General features: G+C 60.0%; 20 protein-coding genes, 1 tRNA gene and 3 pseudogenes. 9 read left to right on the top strand and 15 right to left on the bottom strand.

Annotation, left to right across the window (positions count from 1 at the left end; translation table 11 throughout):
- The 11 genes and pseudogenes from xrtA to D3Y57_RS18190 all read right to left on the bottom strand — a co-directional run bounded on the left by xrtA (window position 1) and on the right by D3Y57_RS18190 (window position 13,156).
- A complete protein-coding gene (xrtA, locus tag D3Y57_RS18240; protein ID WP_121154896.1) occupies window positions 1–1,533 on the bottom strand; it encodes an exosortase A in 1,533 nt (510 codons plus the stop codon).
- The gene (locus D3Y57_RS18235; RefSeq protein ID WP_121154894.1) at window positions 1,530–2,675 is read right to left on the bottom strand and encodes a TIGR03087 family PEP-CTERM/XrtA system glycosyltransferase; all 1,146 of its coding nucleotides are present in this window, start codon (window positions 2,673–2,675) and stop codon (window positions 1,530–1,532) included. The genes xrtA and D3Y57_RS18235 overlap by 4 nt, the downstream gene beginning before the upstream one ends.
- On the bottom strand, window positions 2,675–3,700 hold the full coding sequence (locus D3Y57_RS18230) for a FemAB family XrtA/PEP-CTERM system-associated protein (protein WP_121154892.1): 1,026 nt from the start codon (window positions 3,698–3,700) through the stop codon (window positions 2,675–2,677). Before D3Y57_RS18230 ends, D3Y57_RS18235 begins: the two co-directional genes overlap by 1 nt.
- Window positions 3,697–4,553 (bottom strand): annotated as a pseudogene (locus tag D3Y57_RS18225) (XrtA system polysaccharide deacetylase). Before D3Y57_RS18225 ends, D3Y57_RS18230 begins: the two are co-directional and overlap by 4 nt.
- Before the next feature lie 17 nt (window positions 4,554–4,570).
- Complete coding sequence (locus D3Y57_RS18220) at window positions 4,571–5,614, bottom strand: XrtA/PEP-CTERM system-associated ATPase (protein WP_121154889.1); 1,044 nt, start codon at window positions 5,612–5,614, stop codon at window positions 4,571–4,573.
- 29 nt (window positions 5,615–5,643) lie between these two features.
- Window positions 5,644–7,263 carry a TonB-dependent receptor gene (locus D3Y57_RS18215; protein WP_121154886.1) on the bottom strand — a complete coding sequence of 540 codons (1,620 nt, stop codon included), beginning with the start codon at window positions 7,261–7,263 and terminating at the stop codon, window positions 5,644–5,646.
- Window positions 7,260–8,159, bottom strand: coding sequence for an AAA family ATPase (locus tag D3Y57_RS18210; protein ID WP_121156172.1), 900 nt, complete (start codon window positions 8,157–8,159; stop codon window positions 7,260–7,262). Before D3Y57_RS18210 ends, D3Y57_RS18215 begins: the two co-directional genes overlap by 4 nt.
- A 2-nt stretch (window positions 8,160–8,161) precedes the next feature.
- Window positions 8,162–9,700, bottom strand: a complete 1,539-nt coding sequence (locus tag D3Y57_RS18205) for an XrtA system polysaccharide chain length determinant (protein WP_121154884.1) — start codon at window positions 9,698–9,700, stop codon at window positions 8,162–8,164.
- Window positions 9,700–10,338 (bottom strand): XrtA/PEP-CTERM system exopolysaccharide export protein, encoded by a 639-nt coding sequence (locus tag D3Y57_RS18200; RefSeq protein WP_121156170.1) that lies wholly within the window; start codon window positions 10,336–10,338, stop codon window positions 9,700–9,702. The genes D3Y57_RS18205 and D3Y57_RS18200 overlap by 1 nt, the downstream gene beginning before the upstream one ends.
- 114 nt (window positions 10,339–10,452) lie before the next feature.
- The gene (locus tag D3Y57_RS18195) at window positions 10,453–11,652 is read right to left on the bottom strand and encodes a pyridoxal-dependent decarboxylase, exosortase A system-associated (RefSeq protein WP_430739018.1); all 1,200 of its coding nucleotides are present in this window, start codon (window positions 11,650–11,652) and stop codon (window positions 10,453–10,455) included.
- Window positions 11,649–13,156 (bottom strand): annotated as a pseudogene (locus D3Y57_RS18190) (acyl-CoA ligase (AMP-forming), exosortase A system-associated). The gene D3Y57_RS18195 and the pseudogene D3Y57_RS18190 overlap by 4 nt, the downstream one beginning before the upstream one ends.
- A gap of 76 nt (window positions 13,157–13,232) precedes the next feature.
- On the opposite strand from D3Y57_RS18190, the gene D3Y57_RS18185 reads away from it, so the two are divergent.
- From D3Y57_RS18185 to D3Y57_RS18170, 4 genes are read left to right on the top strand one after another with little or no spacing between them, the layout of a single operon-like run.
- Window positions 13,233–14,258 (top strand): GNAT family N-acetyltransferase, encoded by a 1,026-nt coding sequence (locus tag D3Y57_RS18185; RefSeq protein ID WP_121154881.1) that lies wholly within the window; start codon window positions 13,233–13,235, stop codon window positions 14,256–14,258.
- A 36-nt stretch (window positions 14,259–14,294) separates the two neighbouring features.
- On the top strand, window positions 14,295–14,567 hold the full coding sequence (locus D3Y57_RS18180) for a phosphopantetheine-binding protein (protein ID WP_121154879.1): 273 nt from the start codon (window positions 14,295–14,297) through the stop codon (window positions 14,565–14,567).
- Window positions 14,564–15,280 carry an alpha/beta hydrolase family protein gene (locus D3Y57_RS18175; protein WP_121154876.1) on the top strand — a complete coding sequence of 239 codons (717 nt, stop codon included), beginning with the start codon at window positions 14,564–14,566 and terminating at the stop codon, window positions 15,278–15,280. Before D3Y57_RS18180 ends, D3Y57_RS18175 begins: the two co-directional genes overlap by 4 nt.
- The gene (locus D3Y57_RS18170) at window positions 15,265–16,062 is read left to right on the top strand and encodes a hydrolase 1, exosortase A system-associated (RefSeq protein WP_121154874.1); all 798 of its coding nucleotides are present in this window, start codon (window positions 15,265–15,267) and stop codon (window positions 16,060–16,062) included. The genes D3Y57_RS18175 and D3Y57_RS18170 overlap by 16 nt, the downstream gene beginning before the upstream one ends.
- Here the strand turns inward: D3Y57_RS18170 and trxB are convergent.
- Window positions 16,059–17,021: a thioredoxin-disulfide reductase gene (gene trxB, locus D3Y57_RS18165; protein WP_121154871.1), complete on the bottom strand. Its 963-nt coding sequence runs from the start codon at window positions 17,019–17,021 to the stop codon at window positions 16,059–16,061. The two genes, D3Y57_RS18170 and trxB, sit on opposite strands and share 4 nt — an antisense overlap.
- 61 nt (window positions 17,022–17,082) lie before the next feature.
- Window positions 17,083–17,159: transfer RNA gene (locus D3Y57_RS18160), tRNA-Met, on the bottom strand.
- Between the two features lie 133 nt (window positions 17,160–17,292).
- Between D3Y57_RS18160 and D3Y57_RS18155 the strand changes: the two genes are divergently transcribed.
- The 3 genes from D3Y57_RS18155 (at window position 17,293) to D3Y57_RS18145 (ending at window position 20,043) form a co-directional block, all read left to right on the top strand.
- Complete coding sequence (locus tag D3Y57_RS18155) at window positions 17,293–17,694, top strand: MerR family transcriptional regulator (protein ID WP_239025926.1); 402 nt, start codon at window positions 17,293–17,295, stop codon at window positions 17,692–17,694.
- A gap of 42 nt (window positions 17,695–17,736) precedes the next feature.
- Complete coding sequence (locus D3Y57_RS18150; protein WP_121154867.1) at window positions 17,737–19,539, top strand: acyl-CoA dehydrogenase C-terminal domain-containing protein; 1,803 nt, start codon at window positions 17,737–17,739, stop codon at window positions 19,537–19,539.
- Between the two features lie 120 nt (window positions 19,540–19,659).
- Window positions 19,660–20,043: a VOC family protein gene (locus D3Y57_RS18145; RefSeq protein WP_121154864.1), complete on the top strand. Its 384-nt coding sequence runs from the start codon at window positions 19,660–19,662 to the stop codon at window positions 20,041–20,043.
- 40 nt (window positions 20,044–20,083) lie between these two features.
- Here the strand turns inward: D3Y57_RS18145 and D3Y57_RS18140 are convergent, their stop codons facing one another.
- Window positions 20,084–20,548 carry a lipocalin-like domain-containing protein gene (locus D3Y57_RS18140; RefSeq protein ID WP_121154862.1) on the bottom strand — a complete coding sequence of 155 codons (465 nt, stop codon included), beginning with the start codon at window positions 20,546–20,548 and terminating at the stop codon, window positions 20,084–20,086.
- Window positions 20,549–20,620: 72 nt separating this feature from the next.
- On the bottom strand, window positions 20,621–20,974 hold the full coding sequence (hisI, locus tag D3Y57_RS18135; protein WP_430739017.1) for a phosphoribosyl-AMP cyclohydrolase: 354 nt from the start codon (window positions 20,972–20,974) through the stop codon (window positions 20,621–20,623).
- Between the two features lie 90 nt (window positions 20,975–21,064).
- Here hisI and purF point away from each other — a divergent pair.
- A pseudogene (gene purF / locus D3Y57_RS18130) lies at window positions 21,065–22,524 on the top strand (amidophosphoribosyltransferase).
- Window positions 22,524–23,228 (top strand): SDR family NAD(P)-dependent oxidoreductase, encoded by a 705-nt coding sequence (locus tag D3Y57_RS18125; protein ID WP_121154857.1) that lies wholly within the window; start codon window positions 22,524–22,526, stop codon window positions 23,226–23,228. Before purF ends, D3Y57_RS18125 begins: the two are co-directional and overlap by 1 nt.
- Window positions 23,229–23,282: the final 54 nt, after the last annotated feature.

The raw sequence follows: 23,282 nt of genomic DNA, 5'->3' as shown, positions 1-23,282 counted from the left end.
TCAGTGGCTCCGGGCGACTGCGAACAGGCGAGCAGTCTGGGCTTGCGGCGGGCCGAATGCCTGCATGAAGCGGTCGATGGCGAGCCGTGCAGGATGGCCGGGGCCGTCCTCTGCCGACAAGATGACCACCGCCGCGCCCTGATCGCCGCCGAGCAAGCGCGCGCGCAAAGTCCTCAGTTTGACCGTCATGCTACTTCCCGTCGACCCACCGCCCAGCACGTAGAAGGTCAACGCCTCACGCGCCAGCCGTCCGGGCGCCATCAGGCGCTCTGCCTTACCAGCCGGAGGAGGCGCGGCGGTGGCCGTCCACTTCCATTTGCTATCGGGGTCGACTGCGCCCTGCGCGAACCCGACGATCTCTCGCCCCTCGTTCTGCCATCCGTAAAGCGCGATGGCGAGGTCAACGCTTTGCCCGCTGGCGTCTCGATAGCGTCCGTAGAGACGGTGATCCGCACCGTCGAATCGAGCAACCCATGGGTATCCTGCGACTCTCGGTTCGATCGTCCAACCAGCGACTTGAGACAATGCAATACTATGCGGGAGTTGAGCGCGACCTGCCGCAATGACCGTTCCGTTCCATAGCAATGGCAGCAGGACCACGCCGACCGTCGCCAGCGCCATCCCGAGGAATGGTCTTGCGCGAAAGTCCGGAGCACGAAACCCGGCCAACCACGGATCGCCGAGCGTGCGGTCGAAGAATTTCCACCCCGCAAGCATGACCAGCGCCATGACTATCGCGAAGAAGAACCAGCCATATACGACATGATCGAATCCCGTCGCAATTTCCACGGAGGTCAGATGCGCGGCGTAGATGGTTGCAAAGGCTCGCACACCGTTCGCCAGAACCGGCGCGACGATGCACAGCATCATGAACGCCGCGCGGCGTCGCCAGCTTTTGAAACAAACGTGCGCGACAAGGGCACCATAGGCCACCATTGCAACGAGGAATTTTACGCCAGAACAAGCCTCCGCAACTTCGAACCAGCCATTGGGGATGGTGATGAACACGCCGTCGATATGCGCCGGCACCCCGGTCAGATGCAGTAACGCCATCGTTATCGACGCCGTGACATTCTGGAGTGCCGGGACGAAGGCATCCCCAAAAGGGATCAGAAAGATCAGATAAAATAGCGGAAACAGAATGGCGCGCGTGACGGCGGGACCGAGGATTGTCAGCACCGTTGCCTGCACCATCGCAACCAGAGCGGCGTGTCGGATCAGCGATGCGCCACCCGCCTGACCGATCAGCCATCCGAACGCAGCCAATCCCAGAAAGGCGAGGCCGGGGAGCCATGCTCCCAATTTGACTGAAGCGACCTCAACACGACGTTGCCAGATCAGCCACGCAACTATCGGCAGCACGAAAAGACAATGTTGATAGGTTGAACTATTCCACCACTGCCACACCATTGCGTTAGCGTCGTGCGCAAAAAGTAAGAGCATTGCGGCAAGGGTGACCGCGAGCGTCTTCAGCGGTACGCGCCAAAATCCCCTGTTGGATGCAGTGCCGGTGGTGATCGTCGCGCTGGTCATCCGGCGACGATTCCGGCCAGCGGAACCAGTTGAGCGTCCCAGGGATAATACTCCAGCATACGGGTGCGGGCGGCGGCCCCGATTGCGGTGGCGCGTGTCGGATTTTGAAACAGGTCAATCACCGCAGATGCCGCATTATCCGACACAATAAGATCGCGACCATACACGGCGTCGATTCCCAATGCGGCGGCTGTCGATGCGACGACAGGACGCGCCATCGCCATCGCTTCCAAAACCTTGTTCTGCACCCCGCGCGCCAGTTTCAGAGGAGCCACCACGACATCGGCGGCTGCGAGCCACGGTCGCGTGTCAGTAACTTCCCCAGTCACGATTACGTCGGGGCCAGCGAGGTTCAGCACTTGGGGCGCCGGGGCACGTCCCACGATTGCGAATTTCACGTTAGAAACGGCTGCGATAATCGCAGGAAGTTGCGTGTGCGTGAAATCCACCACTGCCTCGATGTTCGGCGCGTAATCCATTTGACCCGTAAACACGATCAGGGGACCAGTCTTTGGAACCGGTTCAACATGATCGGGATCGAATTGATCGAGATCGATACCATTGCCCAACATTGTTGCAGCCAAACCTGTTTTGCTCTCGAAAAGCCCCACTTCGGCATCGCTGACAAACAGCGACACCGCCGCGCGACCGGCTGCCTCGGTCTCCCAGCGCAAAAGCCGCCGGGCCTCCTGACGATTGGCAAAACCACCAAGCTGTTCAAACTTGGCCGAATCCATATCGACGAAATCCATGATGAACCGCCCACCGAACTCGGGAGGAACATAGGCCGCCATCTGTCCGGAAAAGGCGTAGATACAGTCGATTGGACGAGTCATTAGCAGCGCATCGACCTTGGTTTTCAGCGCCTGATTACGAAATGCCTCCACCGATGCAGGTGTCCCTCGCAGTAGCGCCGCCATCATTGCACGCAACTTCGATGGATCGCGAGGTTCTACGGTCACACTGACGGCCACGCTCTCAACCGTCGCCAGGTGAACGCGATCGGCTTCGTGGTCAATTAACGAAGCGACATGGATCGGTGCGATTTTCGCCAGCGCCCGAAGAATATGCCAGGATCTGATCCGGTCACCGCGATCGGGCGGGTATGGCAGTCGGTGTGCAAGAAACAGGATTTCACCCATCAGCCCAGCCCACGCGAAATCATTGGACCAAGGCGGTTGGCAACAGCGAGCGGCAGCTTCGACCAGAGTTTGACCTGAAGGCTGTATCGTGGGTCGAGCGGATTGATCTCACGCGCGGCCTGTCCATCCGCGGTGCGCTTGACATAGGCCAGCGGCACACCCTCGAAACCCCAGTTGCGCTTGAACGCAGCGGCTCCCGTTCCGGTTTTCGACCGTCCGAAGTCGAAACGCATGCATCCCCGTTCGCGCGCGCGTCGCATCAGCGCGAAATACATCATGTCGTTCGCCCGCACCGGTCGCGCCGCCGCCGTGCCACCACCCCAATATGGCATCACGACGCTACGGTGATAAAGGCTCAACACGCTGGCGAGCGGCACACCATTATGCCTGACCGTCAAGATATCCGCATCGTCGCCAAACGCGTCGAGAATCGCGGCAAACAACGCTCTGGGAAACACCGGAGTGCCGAGGTTGCGGACGCTCTCTGCATAAACCGCATAGTGCGCATCATGGTCGCCGAAATCGACTGTCAGCTCATTGGTTAGCGCCTTACGCACCTCCGCGCGTTGCTTGCGCGGAATGGCAAGCAATTCGGCCTCGTCATCCACAGCCAGATCACGCGCAAACCCGAGATAGGTCGTAACGTCCTGCGGCCAATCTTTGGGCAAACGTCCGCCACGCAGTTCGACGGTTGGACACGACAAACTTCCCGCCAGTTTCCAGACCGCCGTTGCCAATGCATCAGCCGTAGCCTCGTCATCGGCGATAATGCCGCCGCCAACGGCAAACCCGCTGGAAACGAGGGCGCGACCGAACAAAGGCGAATGAAGTTCGTTGAGCGGCACCAAGCCCGAAACGGGTGCGCCCACGATCAGATAGTGCGCCTTTTGTCCGCATCCCTTTGCGACCGCCTCGATCCATTCGCGGCGGTGAAAGGGGGTGGTTTCGGAATGGGTGGCGAGGAAATCATCGATCGCGGCGCAATCGGCGGCCGAACTCAAATCAGCCAATCGAACGACCGTCACGCAGCGATCGATTCCCGGCCCGCGCCGCTATAAGTCTCGATAACCTCGTCCACACGGCCCCATTCGAAATCGCGAACTACATGACGCAGTTTATCGGCCATGGCGTCCAGCCGCGAATAATGCCGTATTTTCGAACGCATCGGCGCATTGGCGACGCGTGGTTGGTCGGGATCGATCTCCCACGGATGGAAATAGAACGTCGCGGGCTGCTGCGCCGCATTTACCTGTCGGATCGCCCATGAGGAAAAGGCATAAGGCAACAGGCGAAAGAATCCCCCGCCCCCAGCCGCCAGTGTCCGGCCAGCGAAAATCGCCGTTGTTACGGGCAATTCAGTCAACGCACTCCGGCAACGGGCTGAAACGCAAAACGCGGCGCTTCGGGCCAGCCGTAATGATCGTGCTTTACCGGAGCGACGCTCGACGAATAGCGATAGCCCGCTTCGGCAAGGACTTCATGCGCCCATGGTGTACGCTTATCGATCGAAAAACTCGGCGCGCGGTATCCGGTGACGGGACATCCGGCTGCATCTTCGAGAATATCGCGCGCACGCTTCAGATCGGCTTTGAATTCCGCAGGCGTCATAGTGAACACCCGTGCGTGATCCCAGCCGTGGCTTGCGACCTCGTGCCCCGCCGCGACGATACGTCGGATCAATGCCGGATAACGATGCGCAACCCAGCCAAGCGTAAAGAACGTTGCCTTGACGCCGGTTTCGGCAAACAGCGCGATGACGGCATCGGTGTTGCGCTCGACACGGCATTCCAGATTGTCCCAGTCGGCACGGTCAATCACTCTTTCAAAGGCTCCGACCTGAAACCAGTCCTCGATATCGACCGAAAGCGCGTTGAGCATGGCCCGTCCTAACAGGTTCAGGCGGCGGGTGCGCGGGCCATTGCGGGTTCGTCGCGCTCCACCCAGTCAACCAACAGCGTCAAGACACGGCGCAAGGCAGCTTCCTGTTCGCGGATTTGCGATTCGAGCATGGCAATCCGTACTTCGTGATCGACGGTGCGGGGATTGGTTTGTGACTGCTGATGCTCGACATTGACGGCATGCAAGGGCTGTCTCGGCGGCGATGAAATTTGAACGACAACCTTTGGACGATCACCATCGAGATCGGCCACGACTTGCGCGACGATGATACCATCGACCGTGTCCGCCTTCTCCAGCGCACCCATCAACAGTGCCCGCGTCGCCAGCGTGTTCAGTTTGCGCGGAACGCCACCGCTTGCACCGTGGAGCATCTGGCACGCCTCGTCGGTCAGGGCAGGACGCCCCGTCCAACCTGCTGTGGTCAAACGATGCTCAAGATAACCCCGCGTCTCGTCCGGCTTCATTGGGTCGAGGTGATGCGTCGCGATGACCCTCTGACGGAGTTGTTCGAGCTGCTCCGATTCAGCGAGCCGATCACGAAATTCCGGTTGTCCCAAGAGAAATATTTGCATTAGCGGATGACCACCCGCCTGAAAATTGGACAGCATCCGCAATTCTTCAAGCGCCGAAGTCGGCAAGTTCTGCGCTTCGTCGATGATCAGCAAAGTCCGCCGCCCACCCCGCCCGGTTTCGGCCAGATGTCGTTCGATCCGGTCGAGTAACTGCGCCTTCTCCACGCCCTCTGTCGGCAGTCCCAGTCCTTGCGCGGTAAGGCGGAGCATGTCGTCGCCCTCAACCTGCGTCGAAACGATTTGGATCGCCGCAACCCGTGCCGGGTCGATTGTAGCCATTAGATGGCCGGTCAGCGTCGTCTTGCCCGCGCCGATGTCTCCGGTGACAACGATAAAGCCTTCACCTTGCGCCAGCCCATAGCCAAGATACGCCATCGCCTTTTTATGCGTGCCGCTGGCAAACCAGAAACGAGCGTCGGGCGTTAGCTGAAACGGCGGGGCGGTCAGACCGTAATAGTCAGTGTACATTGCGCATACTTCCCTGAAACTTCTGCTGCCTAGAACCGATACCGGGCGCCGACTTGAGCCGCACCGATCAAAGATGAATCAACATCCTGGACGCGGGTCGAATATAAGCCGAGCGTCGCCGTGCCGGTCAGGTGATTGCTGAAATTATGATAATAACTGCCCGTCGCGCCCGTGCCGAGCACGTCCTGCGCACCCGGAAAACCCGGTTCGTACCAGTCGATATAGACAGTACCATCAATGCCCGAATGTGACGTCAGCCGCCGCCCCAGATTGGCCTGCACGTAATAGCCGCGATCCTTCGATCCATTGACTGCCGCCAACACACCGCGCGAGTCGAGGAAGGTCCGCTCCGCATAACCAAGGCCGAGGCCGGCCAGCCACGGCCCGCGCGAATAACGCCAGACAGCATTGACACCACGCGATCGATATGTGCCGCCAATGATTGATTGCAGCGCATCGTTCAGGCAACCGCCCGCGCCGCTGCCCCCCGCACTTCCGCCCGAAGTGCCGAACACGCAGCCTCCGATCGAGCCGCCGAAAGGATTGCGCTGCAAGGTGAATTGCGTCGGCAAGCTAGACAGTGACGCGTCGATCTGACGTCCGAACGTCTGGACGCCGTCATATACGCCGACCTGAAAAGCCATGTCGTCGCTCGGTTGATACGAGAATGAGCCGATGTACGTCATACTACCGTAACGGCGTCCAACCCGCGCCTCGAGCGAGGTGCGTTGGCTTGGTCGCCATAATATGCCGACATCCCAGATAAACCCGGATTGGTCGTAATCGAGCAGCCGCGGACTGGCAGGATCGGTCACGAAACTTCCGTTTCCATTGAGAACTGGATTGCCCGCGTCGTCAACAAGGGCATTGCGCGCGCTCGATCTGATTTTCTCGTAACCCGCGCCGCCCACCGCTGCGAGCGTCGGGGATACCGGGACAGTCACGTCCGCTCGCACAAAGCCGCTTTCGAAGCGTTGATCGAGTTCGCTCTGATCCTCGCGCTCATAACCGCCGCTGACATTCCATGCGATCGGCAGGACTCCGACCCGCATACCGACATTGGCCGCCAGCACATGATTGGTCGATGAATCGAAACCGCCGAGATCGGTCTGTCCGGCGGGTAAGTTGCCGAGATGATTGTCCAGCTTTGTATAACCAAAGCGATAAGCGGCACCGACATCTAGATCCCCGACGCGGGTCGCGAGCGTTGGTCCGGCATAAACCGAATAAAGCTGCGACACATTGTCCGCATTGCCGATCACCGGATTTGCGCCGATGCCGGGTAAATCGTTGCGCGTCCGCGTGGCGAGCGCCCCAGCCTCGATCCGCAGCAGGTTTGGTACAACCACATATTGGCCGCGCGCGAGACCCGAATGGGTATCTCCATCGCCAGTGTTTTTGTCCCATCCGAAACGATGTTCGTACCGATAGCTGATCTGGCCTTCGGTGCGCGGGGTACTGATTGAGGCGTCGATGCCGGCTGCGGCAGTCGTATAGGCAGACGTTCCGCCGCCGTTATTCAGATCACCGAAAACCGTCTGGTCAACTTCGAGATAAGGATGAACCTCAGTACTATGCTCGGCCCGCGCCGGGGGCGCAAAGACGATAGCACCGGCAGCGCCGGCCATCAGAAGGAACCGCAGAATCATTTATCGTGTCCGTAATACGAGCCAAAGCTCCTTGTCCCGCCAGCGAAACTCGCGGCGTTGAGCAACAGGCTGATATTTTCACAGCCATCGACCAGCGCGATGGCATCTTTGAGTTCGGCTTCGGTCGTGCGATCCGCGCGGACAATCATCAGTACTTGCCCGACATGGAGCGCCAGCACCGAAGCGGGCGATGCCGCCAGCGCAGGTGCAGAATCAAAAATCACGATGCGGTTCGGGTTAGATGTGGCGAGGCTTTCCAACACGACTTTGGTACGTGCGGATGCCAGCAATTCATTGTCATCGTGAGCAGCCTTGCCCGCAGGAAGCACACTCAGCTTGGCGATATTGGTACGGATGACGAGGCTCTCGACGTCGATCGTCGGATCGGCGAGCGCGTCCATCAAGCCCGCGTCCCCTTCCAGGCCAAGCGTGGAAAGGACTTCGGGTTTGGCGACATCAGCATCGACCAGCAGCACTTCAGTGTCGCGTTCGCTGGCAAGGCTGAGCGCCAGGTTGACCGCGCAGAACGTCTTGCCCTCATTGGGTTGAGCGGAGCAGACCAGGATCATCCGGCCATGTTCGATCGGCTGCCCTTTTGCGCCGCCATTGGCGTTCAGAATCAACTGGCGTTTCACCAGTCGGAACTCTTCGACCAACGTGCCCGGGGGTCCATCGGGAATGATGAACCCGGCTTCTCGCAAGCGATCTGGATCAACCGGAACGATTGGGTTAGGTCCGCGGCGAGGTTGTACGATTGCTGGAACAACGGGCTGTTCGAAGGGGGCCGCGACGACGGGCGGGCGGGCGACCAGAGCGAAATCATAGACCTCTGCGGCGCGTTCGATCAGCGATGATTTTGGGGTCGAGTCAGCGACCAGCGGTGTAGTACGAATCATGTTCATGCCACCATGCTCCGCTGGATAAACTCTACGATCATCAGGATTGCATAGACCCCAGCCAGTGCTGCTCCGCCGCCTGCGAACAGTTTGAGTTTGCGGCGACGCTCGGTCTTTTCGGCCTGCGGGATTACCTCCCCGATTGAACCGAGAACCGGCAACCCACTTGCCGCAGCGAGGCGGGGGGCGGTGGCGTAGGTTTTGCGTAGCTGGCCCAGTGCGAAAGCGGCTCCGGCACCACCGGCGAGAGCGACGAGCAGCACCAGCGTTAGCAAAAGAGGGCGATTCGGTGCTGCCGGGATTCGAGGGGCGGAGGGTGGGTCGATAACGCTGAATTTTATGGCATCGGTCTGGGTCTGGACCTGGCCGCGGAGCTTCACATCCTCTCGGTCGGCGAGCATTTTATCGTACTGCGTTTTCAGGACAGTGTAGTTCCGATCAAGCTCGGTTTGTTGGGCCGCCATTTCGGGATTTGCGGCCTGCGCAGCCAGAACACCGTTGATTTGGGCCTGAATCTGCGCCTTTCTGGACGATAACGCACCCGCAACGGCCTGTTTTTCGGCCTGCATAGACCGTAAACTGACGTACATCGGGTTCGGAGTGGACGTTCCCGCGCTCATACTGCCAGTTCCACCACCGCCAGCGGGCGTGCGGGCGAGCTGGTTGCGCAGAGCCACCATATCCGGATGTGCGTTGGTCCAGCCGCGCGCCTGTCCATCAGCAATCTGAGCCTGAATCGCAGCCGCGCGACCGTCGCCGACTGCCCCCGCAGACATTGTGCCAGGAGTGCGCGTTGCAGCAGGCGTCGCGGCAAGCTGTCCATTAACCGCCGCCAGACCGCTCTGCGCGGCACTGAGGTCGCCATCGATGCGCGACATTTCGGTCCGGGCGGCGTCGATCCGGTCGGAGATCGAACCGGTGCCGGGCAACAGCGCCATATATTTCTCAGAAAACTGCTGACGCTTTGCCTCTGCATCGGCGAGTTGCTGGCCGCGCAGATTAAGCTGAGCATTCAGAAACGTCAGCGTCTGGCCGGTTTCCATCCGCCCGCCAGCCAAATTGCCATCCACGAACAGGTCGATCAGTTTCTGGACGATCTGGCGCGACAGCTTTGCGTTGGTTGCGTCCGACAAGCTCGAATCACCCGACGACGCGCTGATTTCGAACAGATTATCCTGCTGCGAGATGATCTTGATATTCTTCGTCAGTCCGGCTGCGGCGTCGGCAACAGCCTTGTCCGTCTTGGCACGCTGCGCCAGATCGGTCCCGCGCACGACCTGTTGCAAATTGACCGCCGACAGCAATGTCTGACGTACCGATTCGATGCCCTGCTGCTGATCCTGCGAAGTAATTCCAACCTTGTCGGGCAACAGCGAGTTCGTCTGGATCAGGATGCGCGACACCGATTCATATCGGTTCGGAATCATGCCGACGACAGTCCAGCCGACAAGCGCAATCGCCCACCCTACGCCGAGAGCAAGCCAGCGCCGCAGCCAGATGCCGTGCAGCGCAACCAGAAGCTCGTCGTACAGGCCGTTCATCAGAAGGCGCTGCTTGGGATGATAATGACGTCGCCAGGTTCGAGCCGGACGTTGGCCGTCGAATCACCCTGCCTCAACAACTTGCTGAGCTTTAGCTGAAATTCGACCTGCTTGCCGGTCTTGCGGTCGGCACGGATCAAACGCGCCCGATCACCCGAGGCGCGCTCGGAAAGGCCGCCGACAGCGATCATGGCGTCGAGCAGCGTCATGTTCGCACGATAAGGAATCGATGCTGGCTTTTCAGTCGCACCGACGATGCGGACCTGTTGCGAGAAGGTGCCTGAAAAATTATCGACGATCACCGAAACGCGCGGATCGTTGATATAGGCAGACAAGGCCGTCTTGATGTCGGCCGATAGCTGGGCAGGCGTCTTGCCCACCGCTGGCAAGTCGGAAATCAGCGGCGTCGTTATACGCCCATCGGGTCGCACCTGAACCTTTGCGCCGAGTTCGGGATTGCGCCAGACGAAGATGGTAAGCTGATCGAGCGGCCCAATGACATATTCGTCGCTCGGTCCGTCGCCCGTGGCGCTGACGAAAGCAGCAGGCGGCAGTTGGCTACCCGAACGGCTCCCGGAGCAGCCCGAAAGCAACACGGCGGAAACGCTGATACCCAGCACCAGTGACGAGAAACGCATCAATAACACCTCTAAATCCATCCCACGACGTCACATCCGCAAATGCGCACAGGGCGCACCTCGGGCCACGGGGTCAATTCGGAATAGCCCAAAAAGGGTTTATATAGCGTTTAGCTAAACTTTGGTCAGCACTTCGCGTGCAGGGCTGTGTCCCAAAAACGACGCAGGGCTGGCCGAAGCTCCATAAGCACCCGCCATGAATACTGCGATGACATCGCCCACGTCGGCGCGCGGCAGGCCAACCTGATCGCCCAGTCGGTCGAGCGGCGTGCAAAGGCAGCCGACGACGCTGACGGTTTCCTCCACATCGAAACCGAATCGATTCGCGACTGCAATCGGGTAATTCCGCCGGACGACGGTGCCAAAATTGCCGCTTGCCGCCAGTTGATGATGTAGTCCGCCATCGGTCACGAGGAAAATTTCCCCCCGGCTTTCCTTGCGGTCGACAACGCGCGTCAGATAAATGCCGCACTCCCCGACCAGCCAGCGTCCGAGTTCGATAGCGAATTTACTGTCCTTCAAAATCGAGTCGCGGTTTTCCAGCACTCCGCCAAGGCGCTCTCCGATCATCGCGACATCTATCGGTTGTTCACCCGCGAAATACGGAATACCGAATCCGCCGCCGAGATTGACCAGCGGTGGCGTGGCCCCGACTTCTTGCGCAAGTTTTCCCGCCAGTGCGACGGTCGCCGCCTGAGTATCGGCAATCGCGCCGCTATCGAGCGCCTGACTGCCCGCAAAAATATGAAACCCCCGCCAGTCGGCCCCTGTCGCGATCAGGCGTTTGACCAGCGCCGGAACCCGTTCTGCATCGACGCCGAAGGGGGCGGCGCCACCGCCCATCTTCATGCCCGAGCCTTTAAGAGCAAAATCCGGGTTCACCCGCACGGCAAGGCGTGGCGTCATGCCCAGCCGTTCGGCAATCGACAGGGCGCGCGTCGCCTCTGTTTCGGATTCGAGATTGATCGTGCTCCCCGCACGGATCGCAGACTCTAGCTCGGCATCGCGCTTTCCGGGGCCAGCGAAGGAAATATGAACAGCCCCAGCCTTCAGGGCAACTGCCAGTTCGCCTCCCGACGCGACGTCGATACCGTCAACGAGTGCCACCATCGCCGACACCATTGCGGGCAGCGGATTGGCCTTCATCGCGTAATGGATGCCGACGCCTGCGGGCAGCGCCCCGCGCAGCATCGCGACCTTTTCCCGAACGATGCCGAAGTCGTAAAAGAATGACGGCGTGACGTCACTATGTTCCATTGCAGCCGTCATGCGCGCGCCATCGAACCAGCGCGGTATGTTGCCCGACGGCTTCACGAAATAGCCTCTGCACGAATAGCCGCCCGGTCGATCTTGCCATTCGCATTGCGCGGCAGTTCGGCGCGCCATTCAACGACGCGCGGTTGCATATGGCTCGGCAATTCAGCTTTCAAATGCGCACGCAACGCGGTCTCCCCTATAGCGTCACCGCGCGCGACGAGGCGGATCGCCTGCCCCAGACGCTCGTCGTAAATGCCGTGAGCCACGGCTTCGCCAACGACACCGCTGGCAAGCGCGGCTTCCTCGATCTCGAGCGGGCTGACCCGGTGGCCCGATGTCTTTATCATCTCGTCTTCCCGCCCAACAAAATACAATAGCCCCTCTGCATCACGCTTTACCGTGTCGCCCGACCAGACTGCCCTGCCCCATAGCGCGACCATGACGGCGCGTCGTGAAACCGCAAGGCTGTCCGTTCGGCGTCGTGCCAATACCCCTGAGCCACCAGTGGTCCCGCATGGACAAGTTCGCCGGGTTGGCCGACCTTTGCCTGCGTCCCGTCTGCTGCCACGACCATAATTTCTGCAAACGGAATAGCCTTGCCCATCGAAGTCGGGTGCGCGGCAACCAGTGTGGGATCGAGATAGGTCGATCGAAATGCCTCTGTCAGCCCGTACATCGGATAAATGTCGGCGTTCGGAAATGTCGTCTGCATCCGGTCGATCAATCCCGGCGTCAGCGCACCGCCCGAATTGGTCAGCCGCTTTACCGATTGTGCGGCGATGTCCGGCCATTCGCTTTCGACCAATTGCAGCCAAAGGGGCGGAACAGCGGCCAGCGTGGTAATCTTTTCACGTTCGATCGCGCGAACAACATCGCGGGGAACCAGATAGTCGAAGGGAATGACCGCGCCACCCGCCGCCCATGTCGAAAAAAGCTGGTTCTGGCCGTAATCGAAACCCAGCGGCAGAACCGCCAGCGTGCGGTCGGCAGGCGTCAGTTTCAGATAATGTGCGACGCTGATCGCACCGAGCCAGAGATTGGCGTGGCTGAGCATCACACCCTTTGGCCGACCGGTGGACCCCGATGTGTAGAGGATTGCGGTCAGGACATCGGGATCGGCACTTGATGGTTTCAAAGGAACACCCTGCCCGCGCGCCGCTATGGCGTCGGGTTCGAACCATATGCTTGCGTCGGCCAGATCGCCCGGTTCGAGTGTCGCTGCCCGTCCTGCGGTCGTCAGTAAAAGTTCGGCACCGCTATCGGCCAGAATGTGAGCAACCTGAGCACGGCGTAACATTGGGTTCACTGGAATATGCACCAGTCCCGCTCGCGCCGTCGCCAGCGGCATCAGGCACGCTTCGACCGTCTTGGGTAGCCATGTCGCCACGCGCGCGCCCTGTGACAGCCCCCGCGCCTTCAGCGCAGTCGCCAGCGTACCGACGGCGTGTTCGGCCTGTGAATAATTCAATGTTACCGCTTTGGTAATCAAAGCGGGCGCATCGGGAGTCCCGCGAAGGAACAGATGATCGAGGGGACGCGGGACCGGGTCTGGCTCTTCCACACCTGCTCCTTTAACTATGCCGCACCATGCGGGACCATTTGCCGCACCATGCGGTTGGCCGGGGGGATAATGCGTTTTGTGGGTAAAGGGTGAAATATTCCGTAACCTTGCCGATGCAAAGGGGAGCGCAGCGGGACTGGAGCGGGAAGCGCAAGCGTCGCTGTTCGACAGGTTCGACTGGTTTGCCCGCACGATGGAGCATTGCCCCCCTGCGCCCTATCCGCTGATTACCCGCGCCCGCGCCGATGGTTCGGATGCGTGGCTGTTTCTGGCCGAGGACGGTCAGGGCAAGGCTTTTGCGCTGGCAAGCTGGTATTCATTGAAGTTCGGGCCGGTATTCACCGGCACGCCCGAGGACAGGACTGCGGTTGCGTTACTGACCGCGATCGCGCGTCGGGCTGGCAAGCGGCTGACGTCGATCCGCCTTTCGCCAATGACGTTGGAAAACACCGACCTGCTGAGCCGTGCTTTTCGGCGTGCGCACTGGTCGGCCACCGCGACCGAGACAAGCTGCAACTGGACGGTCGATGTCACCGGCCAGAGTTTCGCCGATTATTGGGCGGCGCGACCGGGGGAGTTGCGGTCCACGGTTAAGCGTAAAGGCGCGAAAGCTGGTCTGGATATCACCATATTCGATCGGTTCGACGAGGATACCTGGGACGATTACGAAAGCGTCTATGCCGATAGCTGGAAGCCCGAAGAAGGTTCGAACCGATTTCTGCGCGCGATGGCCGAAGAAGAGGGTGCGGCAGGGAATTTGCGACTGGGGATCGGGCGGATCGACGGCAATCCGGTTGCGGCCCAGTTGTGGACCACGGAAAATGGCGTTGCGATCATCCACAAGCTTGCCCACCGCGACAGCGCGGCCGAGTTTTCACCCGGCAGCCTGATGAGCACGGCGATGTTCGAACGCGCCATCGATGTGGACAAGGTGCATTTGATCGACTTCGGAACCGGGGACGATCGCTACAAACGCGACTGGATGGACGCGCGCGCGCCGCTGTTCACGCTGACTTTGTTCAACACGCGAACCGTGTCGGGACTTACTGGTGCATTACGCGCAAAAGCCGGGGCGCTTGTCGCGCGCGTGCGGACTCGGTAATCGGCGCGCTGCTTTGGTAATGTGAATGGGGCACGCATGACGACAAAAAGTCACCAGGAAATCGAACAAACGGTGCGTTTGGTGCTTCGTGATGTGCTGTCGATCGACGCCGCGCGTGCCGATGCCTTTACCGATTCTACGGAGCTGTTCGGCGCGTTGCCTGAACTCGATTCGATGGCGGTTGCGGGATTGTTGACCGAGTTGGAGGACCGTCTGGACATCGTGATCGACGATGACGATGTCGACGGTGATCTGTTGGCTACGTTCGGATCGCTCACGGACTATGCCGTTCACAAAGTAGCCGGTTGAGCGAACGCTATTCATGGCGCGGCGGTAGCGAAATGCTGCTGCGTCATGGTGAAGGCTTGCCGGTGACCGTTCTGGTGCTGCCAGCGTTGTTCGAGGAAGCCAACCGGATGCGGCGGTTTACCGTGTCGGTGATGCGCGCGCTTGCCGTTCGGGGGATCGGGAGCGTGTTGCCCGATTTACCGGGGACGGGGGAAAGTCTGACCCCGCTTGCGAATGTTTCACTGGATGACTGGCGTGATGCTGTCGGGGCGCTGGCGGATGCTATGCGTGGGGCGGGGCGTGGGGCGGGCCGTGAGGAAACGGGGCGATGCCTGACGTTGGCGATTCGGGGCGGTGCGATATTGGATGGCCTTGCCGATTTTGGATGGCGACTGGCCCCGGAAACCGGTGAGCGGGTGCTGCGTGATCTGGTGCGGGCGACTGCGCTGTCGTCCGGGGTATCGGCGACCGAGATCGACCGCAGGGCGCGCGCTGAGGCGACCGCGCTGGCTGGGCAGGTTATATCACCTGCGCTGTATAATGAGTTGCTGACCGCGCCCTTACAGGCCGCAAACCGGCACACCGCGCGACTGACGGAGGACGTCGGGCTGCGCGACAGTTCGCTGCTGGGGACACGGCTATGGCGCAATGCCGAACCGGGCGATGATCCCGACTTCGTGGCGACGGCAAGCGCGGCTATCGCAGATTGGACTGCCCAATGCGTCGCAACCTGACTTTCACATGCGAGGGCGTGGAACTGGCTGCCACTCTGGACAGCGGCGACCGGAATACCGGGCTACTGATCGTCTCCGGTGGCAATGAAATCCGCATTGGCGCGCATCGCGGCATGGCCGAACTCGCCGCAACCGTCGCGTCCGAGGGCTATCCAGTCCTCCGCTTCGACCGGCGCGGCGTTGGGGATTCCGCGGGCTCGAACGGTGGGTATGAGTCCAGCGGCCCCGACATTGCCTCTGCCGTCGCTGCGTTTCGGCAGGAGTGCCCTGCCCTCACGCGTGTCGTCGCGTTCGGCAACTGCGACGCCGCCACAGCGCTTGTCGCATACCGGGGGGATACCGCGGTCGACGCGCTGGTCCTCGCCAATCCCTGGGTAGTCCCGCCCATCGACGACTTGCCCCCTGCTGCTGCCATAAAAAGCCGGTACGTCCGGCGAATGCGCGATCCCGCTGCCTGGGCGGCGCTTTTGACAGGGCGGATCGATATGCGGGCGCTGGCTCGTGGCCTTGGTCGGCTGGCCCAGCCGAAACGCAATGCGCCTATTGCCGAATCGTTTGCAACGGCGCTGGCCGCATCAACCATCCCCGTCAGCATATTGTTAGCAAGCAGGGACGGCACCGCAGCCGCTTTCTCCGATACGTGGCAAAGCGACGCATTCGCTGCAGCCCGCGCCCATCCGGCGGTCCATCTCACGACCTTCGACAGCCCATCGCACAGCTTCGCCAGCGTGGCCGACTTCGCGATGCTCCTGCAAACCGTCCTTGCTCAGTTAAGCGCTTAGGCGGTAACCGCCTCGAAATCCGCCTCGGCCAGGAAGCGCTCGGCGTCCAGCGCCGCCATGCACCCCGTCCCAGCCGCCGTGACGGCCTGACGATAAATCTTGTCCATCACATCGCCGCACGCGAACACACCGGGGACGCTCGTTCGGGTCGAACCCGTTTCGACCTTTAGATAGCTATCCGCATCCAGTTCAAGATGCCCCCTGAACAACTCAGTCGCCGGATGATGCCCGATTGCGACGAAGCCGCCATCGGTGCCGATGTGCGAAGCCTCTCCCGTCACGGTGTCGATCAGGTCAAGGCCGATCAGACCTTCTGGATCGCCACCCCCGACAAATTTGTCGACGCGCTTGTTCCACAGCACCTTGATCCCGCGATGTTTGAACAGACGTTCCTGCAAAATCTTTTCTGCGCGGAAATGGTCCTTGCGGTGGATCAGCGTCACATCGTGGCTGTGGTTGGTGAGATAAAGCGCTTCCTCGACCGCAGTATTGCCGCCGCCGATCACGACCACCTTCTTGCCGCGATAGAAAAATCCGTCGCAGGTTGCGCAGGCGCTGACACCCTTGCCCTTCAATGCCTCTTCGCTGTCCAGTCCCAGCCATTTCGCCTGAGCACCGGTCGCAATCACCAGCGTGTCGCCTGTATAAACCGTGCCGCCATCGCCGATCAGCCGGAACGGCCGCTGCGACAAGTCGATATCGACGATCGTATCCCACATCATCTGAGCACCGACATGTTCGGCCTGCGCCTGCATCTGTTCCATCAGCCACGGCCCCTGGATCACATCCTTGAAGCCCGGATAATTCTCTACATCGGTTGTCGTCATCAACTGGCCGCCAGGCTGAATCCCCTGAACCACGATCGGCGACATGCCCGCCCGCGCGCCATAAATTGCAGCCGACAGACCCGCAGGCCCCGAACCGAGAATCAACATACGCGTGGAATGGGTGGCGGGCATTGGGCACTTTCAAATGAACCGGTGCCGCAAATTGCCGCCCCGCTGGGTGAAGCAATAAATATGGTAGCGGAGGAGGGACTTGAACCCCCGACATCAGGATTATGATTCCCGCGCTCTAACCAACTGAGCTACTCCGCCCTACCGAGCGAAGCGGCGCTATAGGAAGGTGTTTCCGGCCGGTCAACATGCCGCTTACAGATCGCTTGACCTTAACGGAAACGTAAACTAACTTCTCAACATGGCTGACCTTGGCACTCACGCAATGCTTCACATGCCGGACCTCCGTGAACGGCACGCCTATTCTATCTCTGATTTGTCGGAGGAGTTCGACGTCACCGCCCGCGCCCTTCGGTTTTACGAAGACGAAGGGCTGATCGCTCCCGTCCGCAAGGGCACGACACGCATATACACAGGCCGCGACCGTGCCCGCCTTGCATGGATACTCCGCGCCAAGCGTGTGGGATTTTCGCTGGCGGATATTCGCGAGATGATCGACCTTTACGATGTCGGCGATGGCCGCGTCACGCAGCGACACGTCACCATCGAAAGATGCCTCGCCCGCATTGACCTGCTCAAACGCCAACGTGCCGATATCGACGCAGCGATGGATGAACTCAGCCGATTCGTCGAGATGGTCGAAGCTGCTGAGGCCGAAGCGAAAACACACGCTTAACGCGCTGCGAAAGCGCGACGCATAAAGTTCTGGAGAGACATAATGCCCCAATATACCGCCCCCGTTCGCGACACTCGCTTCGTTCTCGATGCGGTCGTCGGCCTTGAAAAATACGCTAATCTTCCCGGCTTCGAGAACGCCACCCCCGATCTGGTCGAGGCCGTTTTGACTGAGGGCGGCAAGTTCGTTGCCGCAACGCTGTTCCCACTGAACCAGGTCGGCGACAGCGAAGGCTGCACCCGGCACGAGGACGGTTCCGTCACCACCCCCGCCGGTTTCAAGGCGGCCTATGACGCTGTAAAAGCCGGTGGTTGGAGCACATTGGACGCACCCGAGGAGTTCGGCGGACAGGGTCTGCCCCATGTCGTCGCAACGGCCTTTACAGAGTATATGAGCAGCTCCAACCTCGCGTTCGGGATGTATTTCGGCCTGACCCACGGCGCGGTTTCTGCCATTCTTGCCAAGGGTTCCGACGCGCAAAAGGCGCTTTACGTTCCAAAGATGGTGTCGGGCCAATGGGGCGGCACGATGAATCTGACTGAGCCGCAATGCGGCACCGATCTCGGGCTGATTCGCACCAAGGCGGAACCGCAGGCTGACGGATCGTTTGCGATTACCGGGACCAAGATTTTCATCTCGTCGGGCGAACATGACCTGACCGAGAACATCATCCACCTCGTCCTCGCGAAAACGACCGGCGCACCCGACAGCGTGAAGGGCATATCGCTGTTCATCGTGCCCAAGTTCCTCGTCAAAGAGGATGGGTCGCTGGGTGAACGCAATGGCGTGATGTGCGGTTCGATCGAGCATAAGATGGGCATTCACGGCAATTCGACTTGCCTGATGAATTACGACGGTGCGACGGGATATCTTGTCGGTGAGGAAATGAAGGGCCTTGCCGCGATGTTCATCATGATGAACGCGGCACGTCTGGGCGTCGGACTTCAGGGACTTTCGATGGGCGAGGTTTCGTACCAGAACGCGGTCCAGTACGCGAAGGACCGCCGTCAGGGACGCGCCCTAACCGGCCCTGCCGATCCGTTGGAAAAAGCAGACACATTGTTCGTCCATCCTGACGTTCGCCGGATGTTGATGGAGGCAAAAGCGGTCAACGAAGGTCTGCGTGCGCTCATCCTGTGGGGTGCGCTTCAGGTCGATCTGGCCGAGAAAGCGCAGACCGATGAGGAGCGTCAGCACGCCGACGATCTGATCTCGCTGCTGACCCCTGTGATAAAGGGCTATGGCACCGACAAGGGCTATGAAATCGCCACGAACGCACAGCAGGTTTACGGCGGCCACGGCTATATCGCGGAATGGGGCATGGAGCAGTATGTCCGCGATGCCCGGATCGCCCAGATATACGAAGGAACCAACGGGATTCAGGCGATGGACCTTGTTGGGCGCAAGCTTGGCCGCGACGGTGGTCGCGCGATCCAGTTGTTCTTCGGCATCGTCGTATCTGAAATCACTGCGGCCAAGGCCAACCCCGAGCTCACCGACTTCGCCACCCGATTCGAACGCGCAAACGGCGAATTGCAGGCAGCGACCATGTGGCTGATGCAGAATGGCATTTCGAACCCAAACAATGCGGGTGCCGGGGCGGCAAGTTACATGCACCTCATGGGTATCGTTTCGCTGGGGCTAATGTGGTTGCGTATGGTCTCTGCCGCTCATGCGCAGTTGAACGCAGGTCAGGGTGACAAGGCGTTCCTTGAGGCCAAGCTGGTAACGGCGCGCTTTTTTGCAGAGCGGATCATGCCCGATGCCGGATCGTTCCGTCGCAAGATCGAGGGCGGTTCGGAAAGCATGATGGCTCTGCCAGAGGAAATGTTCGAGGCTGCCTGAGCCACGCTCTCTCACCAAAGTTCGATGCCCCCCCCGCTCACCCGACACGCCGGAATTGCGCTCGACAAATCGGCGGTGTTTGTGCACTTCGCATTTCGATAATCAAAAAGAGGGAAAGTGATGTTCAGTCATATCATGGTCGGCGCGGACGACCTGGAAGCTTCGAAGAAATTTTATGACGCTCTGCTCGGCACGCTTGGCATTCCTGCCGGCTACGCGGATGACAAAGGGCGCGTGTTCTGGATGGCCCCGACCGGCACTTTTGCGATCAGCAAGCCGATCAATGGCCAGCCCGCCACATGCGCAAACGGCGGAACGGTAGGATTTGCCGTCGATGGCCCGGCGCAGGGTGATGCCTGGCACGCGGCAGGTGTCGCAAACGGCGGTACCGCTTGCGAGGATGCACCGGGAATTCGCACAGCACCCACGGGATCGATGTATCTCGCTTATCTTCGCGACCCTTCGGGAAACAAGATATGCGCGCTTCATCGGATGGCGAGCTAAACCGATAACGAAAGCTGGCGGCGCGGTGTTATCCGCGCCGCTACTTTGTGCGCCGCCATTTTAGCACTGCCAGTTGATCGACCGCCTCTATCTTTGCAGAGAGCGTGAGTTCGTCGTCGCCATCGAAGGCATAGTCCCGATCGACGGTTGTCCCCGCCCATCCCGGCATCAAGGCACCCACGACGTGATGGTGAACCGTCCGCGTCACCACATTCACTTCATAGGGGCCATAGTAGCTGGCGTAGCGGGTATAGGAAATACGCGCTTCATAGTCAGCGCCATCTGTCGCATCGGTCGGACGAGTCGGCGGGTCGGGATTGAGCAGATGGCAGGACATGTTGCCAACGTCATCATAGATGATCTGGCCCTGCGGATGCTGTCCCAGCGGGTGAGATGGTTCGCTTGTGCTATTCTGCATTTCGAATGACACCAGATGCCAGGTCCCAATCAAGCGGGGCTCAGAAGGCAGGGTGGTCTCCGTATCTGCTGCCAAAAATGCTGACATTGTTAAACAATCCCTCTCAAAAGAAGCGAAATATCAGCGCGCTGGCGAGGTCACATCCTGCCCCCGCGAACTTCAAACAATAAGCGTCGACCCTTCGACCCGACGAAAGAAGCAACTCCTCTCTCCCGTATGGCAGGCCGGTCCGGCTGGCTCGACGATAATCCACAACGCGTCCTGATCGCAGTCGATGCGCAGATCACGGACGCGCATGACGTTCCCGGACTCCTCGCCCTTTTTCCAGATGCGCGACCGGCTCCGCGACCAGAAGTGGGCGATACCGGTCGATTGGGTCAGGGCCAGCGCTTCGGCGTTCAGATGGGCGACCATCAGGAGCTCGCCGGACGTCACATCGGTGACGATTCCGGTGATCAAACCGGCGGCGTCCCATGCTGGATTCAGGACCAAGGTTTTGTCACGTTCCGTCACGACAATAATTTCCTGTTACAAAAGCGAGACATTTTGAAAGACCCACCCTATATGCGCCGCATCCGACGCCGACAACGGACACCCAGAACAGTGTTGACTACGCATCCTTTCGATGACGACAAACTCCGTGAGGAGTGCGGCGTATTTGGCGTATCCGGGGCCGAATCGGCCGCCGCCATGGTCGCCCTGGGGCTTCATGCCCTGCAACATCGCGGGCAGGAAGCTGCCGGCATCACGTCATGGGACGGGCATCATTTCCACTCGCATCGAGCGATGGGTCATGTTGCCGGGAACTTCGACCAGGATGAGGTCATTCGCGGCCTGCCCGGTGATTCGGCTTGCGGTCATGTTCGCTATTCAACGACCGGCGAGACTTCGATCCGCAACGTCCAGCCACTCTACGCCGACCTCGCCAGCGGTGGTTTTGCCGTTTCGCACAACGGCAACATCTCCAACGCAATGGCGATCAAGCGCGAGCTGATTCGCCGTGGTTCGATCTTCCAGTCGACCAGCGATACCGAGGTTATCATCCACCTTGTCGCGACGAGCACATACCGCACGCTGCTCGACAAGTTCGTCGATGCACTGAAGCAGGTCGAGGGTGCCTATTCGCTGGTGTGCATGACACCCGAAGGCATGATCGCTTGTCGCGACCCGCTGGGCATTCGTCCGCTCGTTATGGGTAAGCTGGGTGATTCGATAATCTTTGCGTCCGAAACCGTGGCGCTCGATGTCGTCGGTGCGAAATATGTGCGCCAGATCGAACCCGGCGAAATCGTGATCGTGACGGGCAAAGGCGAAATGCGCTCGGTCAAACCGTTCGCACAGGTTTTCCCCCGCCCCTGTATTTTCGAACACGTCTATTTCAGCCGTCCCGATTCTATCGTCGATGGATCAAGCGTCTATTCGGTCCGCAAGGCGATCGGTGCTCAATTGGCAATCGAAAGCCCGGTGGAGGCCGATCTGGTCATCCCGGTCCCCGATTCGGGAACACCCGCCGCGATCGGTTATGCCCAGCAGTCGGGCATACCGTTCGAACTTGGCATCATTCGTTCACATTATGTCGGCCGCACATTCATCTCACCGGGCGATCAGATCCGGCACCTTGGTGTAAAGCTGAAACACAATGCGAACCGCGCGCTGATCGAGGGGAAGCGCATCATCCTGATAGACGATTCGATCGTACGCGGGACGACCAGCCTGAAGATCGTGCAGATGATGCGCGATGCCGGCGCCGCTGAAATCCACCTTCGGATTGCCAGCCCCCTACCCGCCACAGTTGCTTTTACGGTGTCGACACGCCCGAACGTACCAAGTTGCTGGCGCACCGTCTGGACGTCGGCGAAATGCAGGACTTTATCCACGCGGACAGTCTGGCATTCGTGTCGATCAACGGGCTGTACAAGGCTTTGGGTGAATCACAGCGCGCTGACGTTCGGCCACAATATTGCGACGCCTGTTTCACGGGCGACTATCCGACACGGCTGACCGATCAGGACGAAAATGCCGTCGAAGATCAGTTCGAAATGCTCGCTGAACGCGTCGTTTGATGAGTAAACTTGCAGGTCAACTCGCGCTGGTAACCGGCGCTTCCCGCGGTATCGGCGCGGCAACCGCAATCGCTCTCGCGGCGGAGGGCGCTCATGTCGTCATTACCGCGCGTACGACTGCCGGGCTCGAAATGGTGGAGGATGAAATCCACCAAGCCGGGGGCAGCGCCACGATCGCCCCGCTCGACCTGACCGATGGCGAAAGCATCGGACGGCTTGCTGGCGCTATTACGGAACGATGGAAGTTCCTCGACATCCTCGTTCTGAACGCGGCAATGCTCGGTAGTCTTGGTCCGGTGCCGCACATCGATCCCAAGGAATTTGCCAAGATCGTCACGCTCAACCTGACCGCTCAAGCGGCGATGATTGCGGCGTTCGATCCGATGCTTCGCGCCAGTGCAGGCGCACGGGTTATCGGCCTGACATCAAGCGTAGCCCGCACTCCCCGCGCATATTGGGGCGCCTATGGCGCATCGAAAGCTGGCTTCGAAACGCTGCTCGACACCTATGGCGACGAACTTGCGAACATCGGCCGCGTCCGTGTCGCTATTCTCGACCCCGGAGCAACCCGGACGGCAATGCGTGCAAAGGCTTATCCGGGTGAAGACCCTGCGTCGCAAAAGCCGCCAGAAGACGTTGCTGCGCGGATTACTCAGCTCGCGATCGAAGGGTTCGAGGTCGCCCATCGCGAGCGCATTAACTAGGTTCGTAAATCCACACGCAAAACTTTCCTGCTATTCCCAGCTAGTTATCTTGAT

The sequence above is a fragment of the Sphingomonas paeninsulae genome (genome assembly GCF_003660165.1).
Classification (GTDB): domain Bacteria; phylum Pseudomonadota; class Alphaproteobacteria; order Sphingomonadales; family Sphingomonadaceae; genus Sphingomonas_O; species Sphingomonas_O paeninsulae.
Note: the sequence above shows the minus strand (reverse complement) of the source record. Positions and strands in the feature narration are given on the sequence as shown.

Coding starts and splice junctions, on each gene's coding strand:
- xrtA (WP_121154896.1), bottom strand. CDS start 1,533: ATGACCAGCGCGACGATCACCACCGGCACTGCATCCAACAGGGGATTT.
- D3Y57_RS18180 (WP_121154879.1), top strand. CDS start 14,295: ATGACGACAAAAAGTCACCAGGAAATCGAACAAACGGTGCGTTTGGTG.
- D3Y57_RS18150 (WP_121154867.1), top strand. CDS start 17,737: ATGCCCCAATATACCGCCCCCGTTCGCGACACTCGCTTCGTTCTCGAT.
- D3Y57_RS18220 (WP_121154889.1), bottom strand. CDS start 5,614: ATGTACACTGACTATTACGGTCTGACCGCCCCGCCGTTTCAGCTAACG.
- D3Y57_RS18215 (WP_121154886.1), bottom strand. CDS start 7,263: ATGATTCTGCGGTTCCTTCTGATGGCCGGCGCTGCCGGTGCTATCGTC.
- trxB (WP_121154871.1), bottom strand. CDS start 17,021: ATGCCCGCCACCCATTCCACGCGTATGTTGATTCTCGGTTCGGGGCCT.
- D3Y57_RS18210 (WP_121156172.1), bottom strand. CDS start 8,159: ATGATTCGTACTACACCGCTGGTCGCTGACTCGACCCCAAAATCATCG.
- D3Y57_RS18145 (WP_121154864.1), top strand. CDS start 19,660: ATGTTCAGTCATATCATGGTCGGCGCGGACGACCTGGAAGCTTCGAAG.
- D3Y57_RS18200 (WP_121156170.1), bottom strand. CDS start 10,338: ATGCGTTTCTCGTCACTGGTGCTGGGTATCAGCGTTTCCGCCGTGTTG.
- D3Y57_RS18125 (WP_121154857.1), top strand. CDS start 22,524: ATGAGTAAACTTGCAGGTCAACTCGCGCTGGTAACCGGCGCTTCCCGC.
- D3Y57_RS18235 (WP_121154894.1), bottom strand. CDS start 2,675: ATGGGTGAAATCCTGTTTCTTGCACACCGACTGCCATACCCGCCCGAT.
- D3Y57_RS18170 (WP_121154874.1), top strand. CDS start 15,265: ATGCGTCGCAACCTGACTTTCACATGCGAGGGCGTGGAACTGGCTGCC.
- D3Y57_RS18155 (WP_239025926.1), top strand. CDS start 17,293: ATGCCGGACCTCCGTGAACGGCACGCCTATTCTATCTCTGATTTGTCG.
- D3Y57_RS18140 (WP_121154862.1), bottom strand. CDS start 20,548: ATGTCAGCATTTTTGGCAGCAGATACGGAGACCACCCTGCCTTCTGAG.
- D3Y57_RS18205 (WP_121154884.1), bottom strand. CDS start 9,700: ATGAACGGCCTGTACGACGAGCTTCTGGTTGCGCTGCACGGCATCTGG.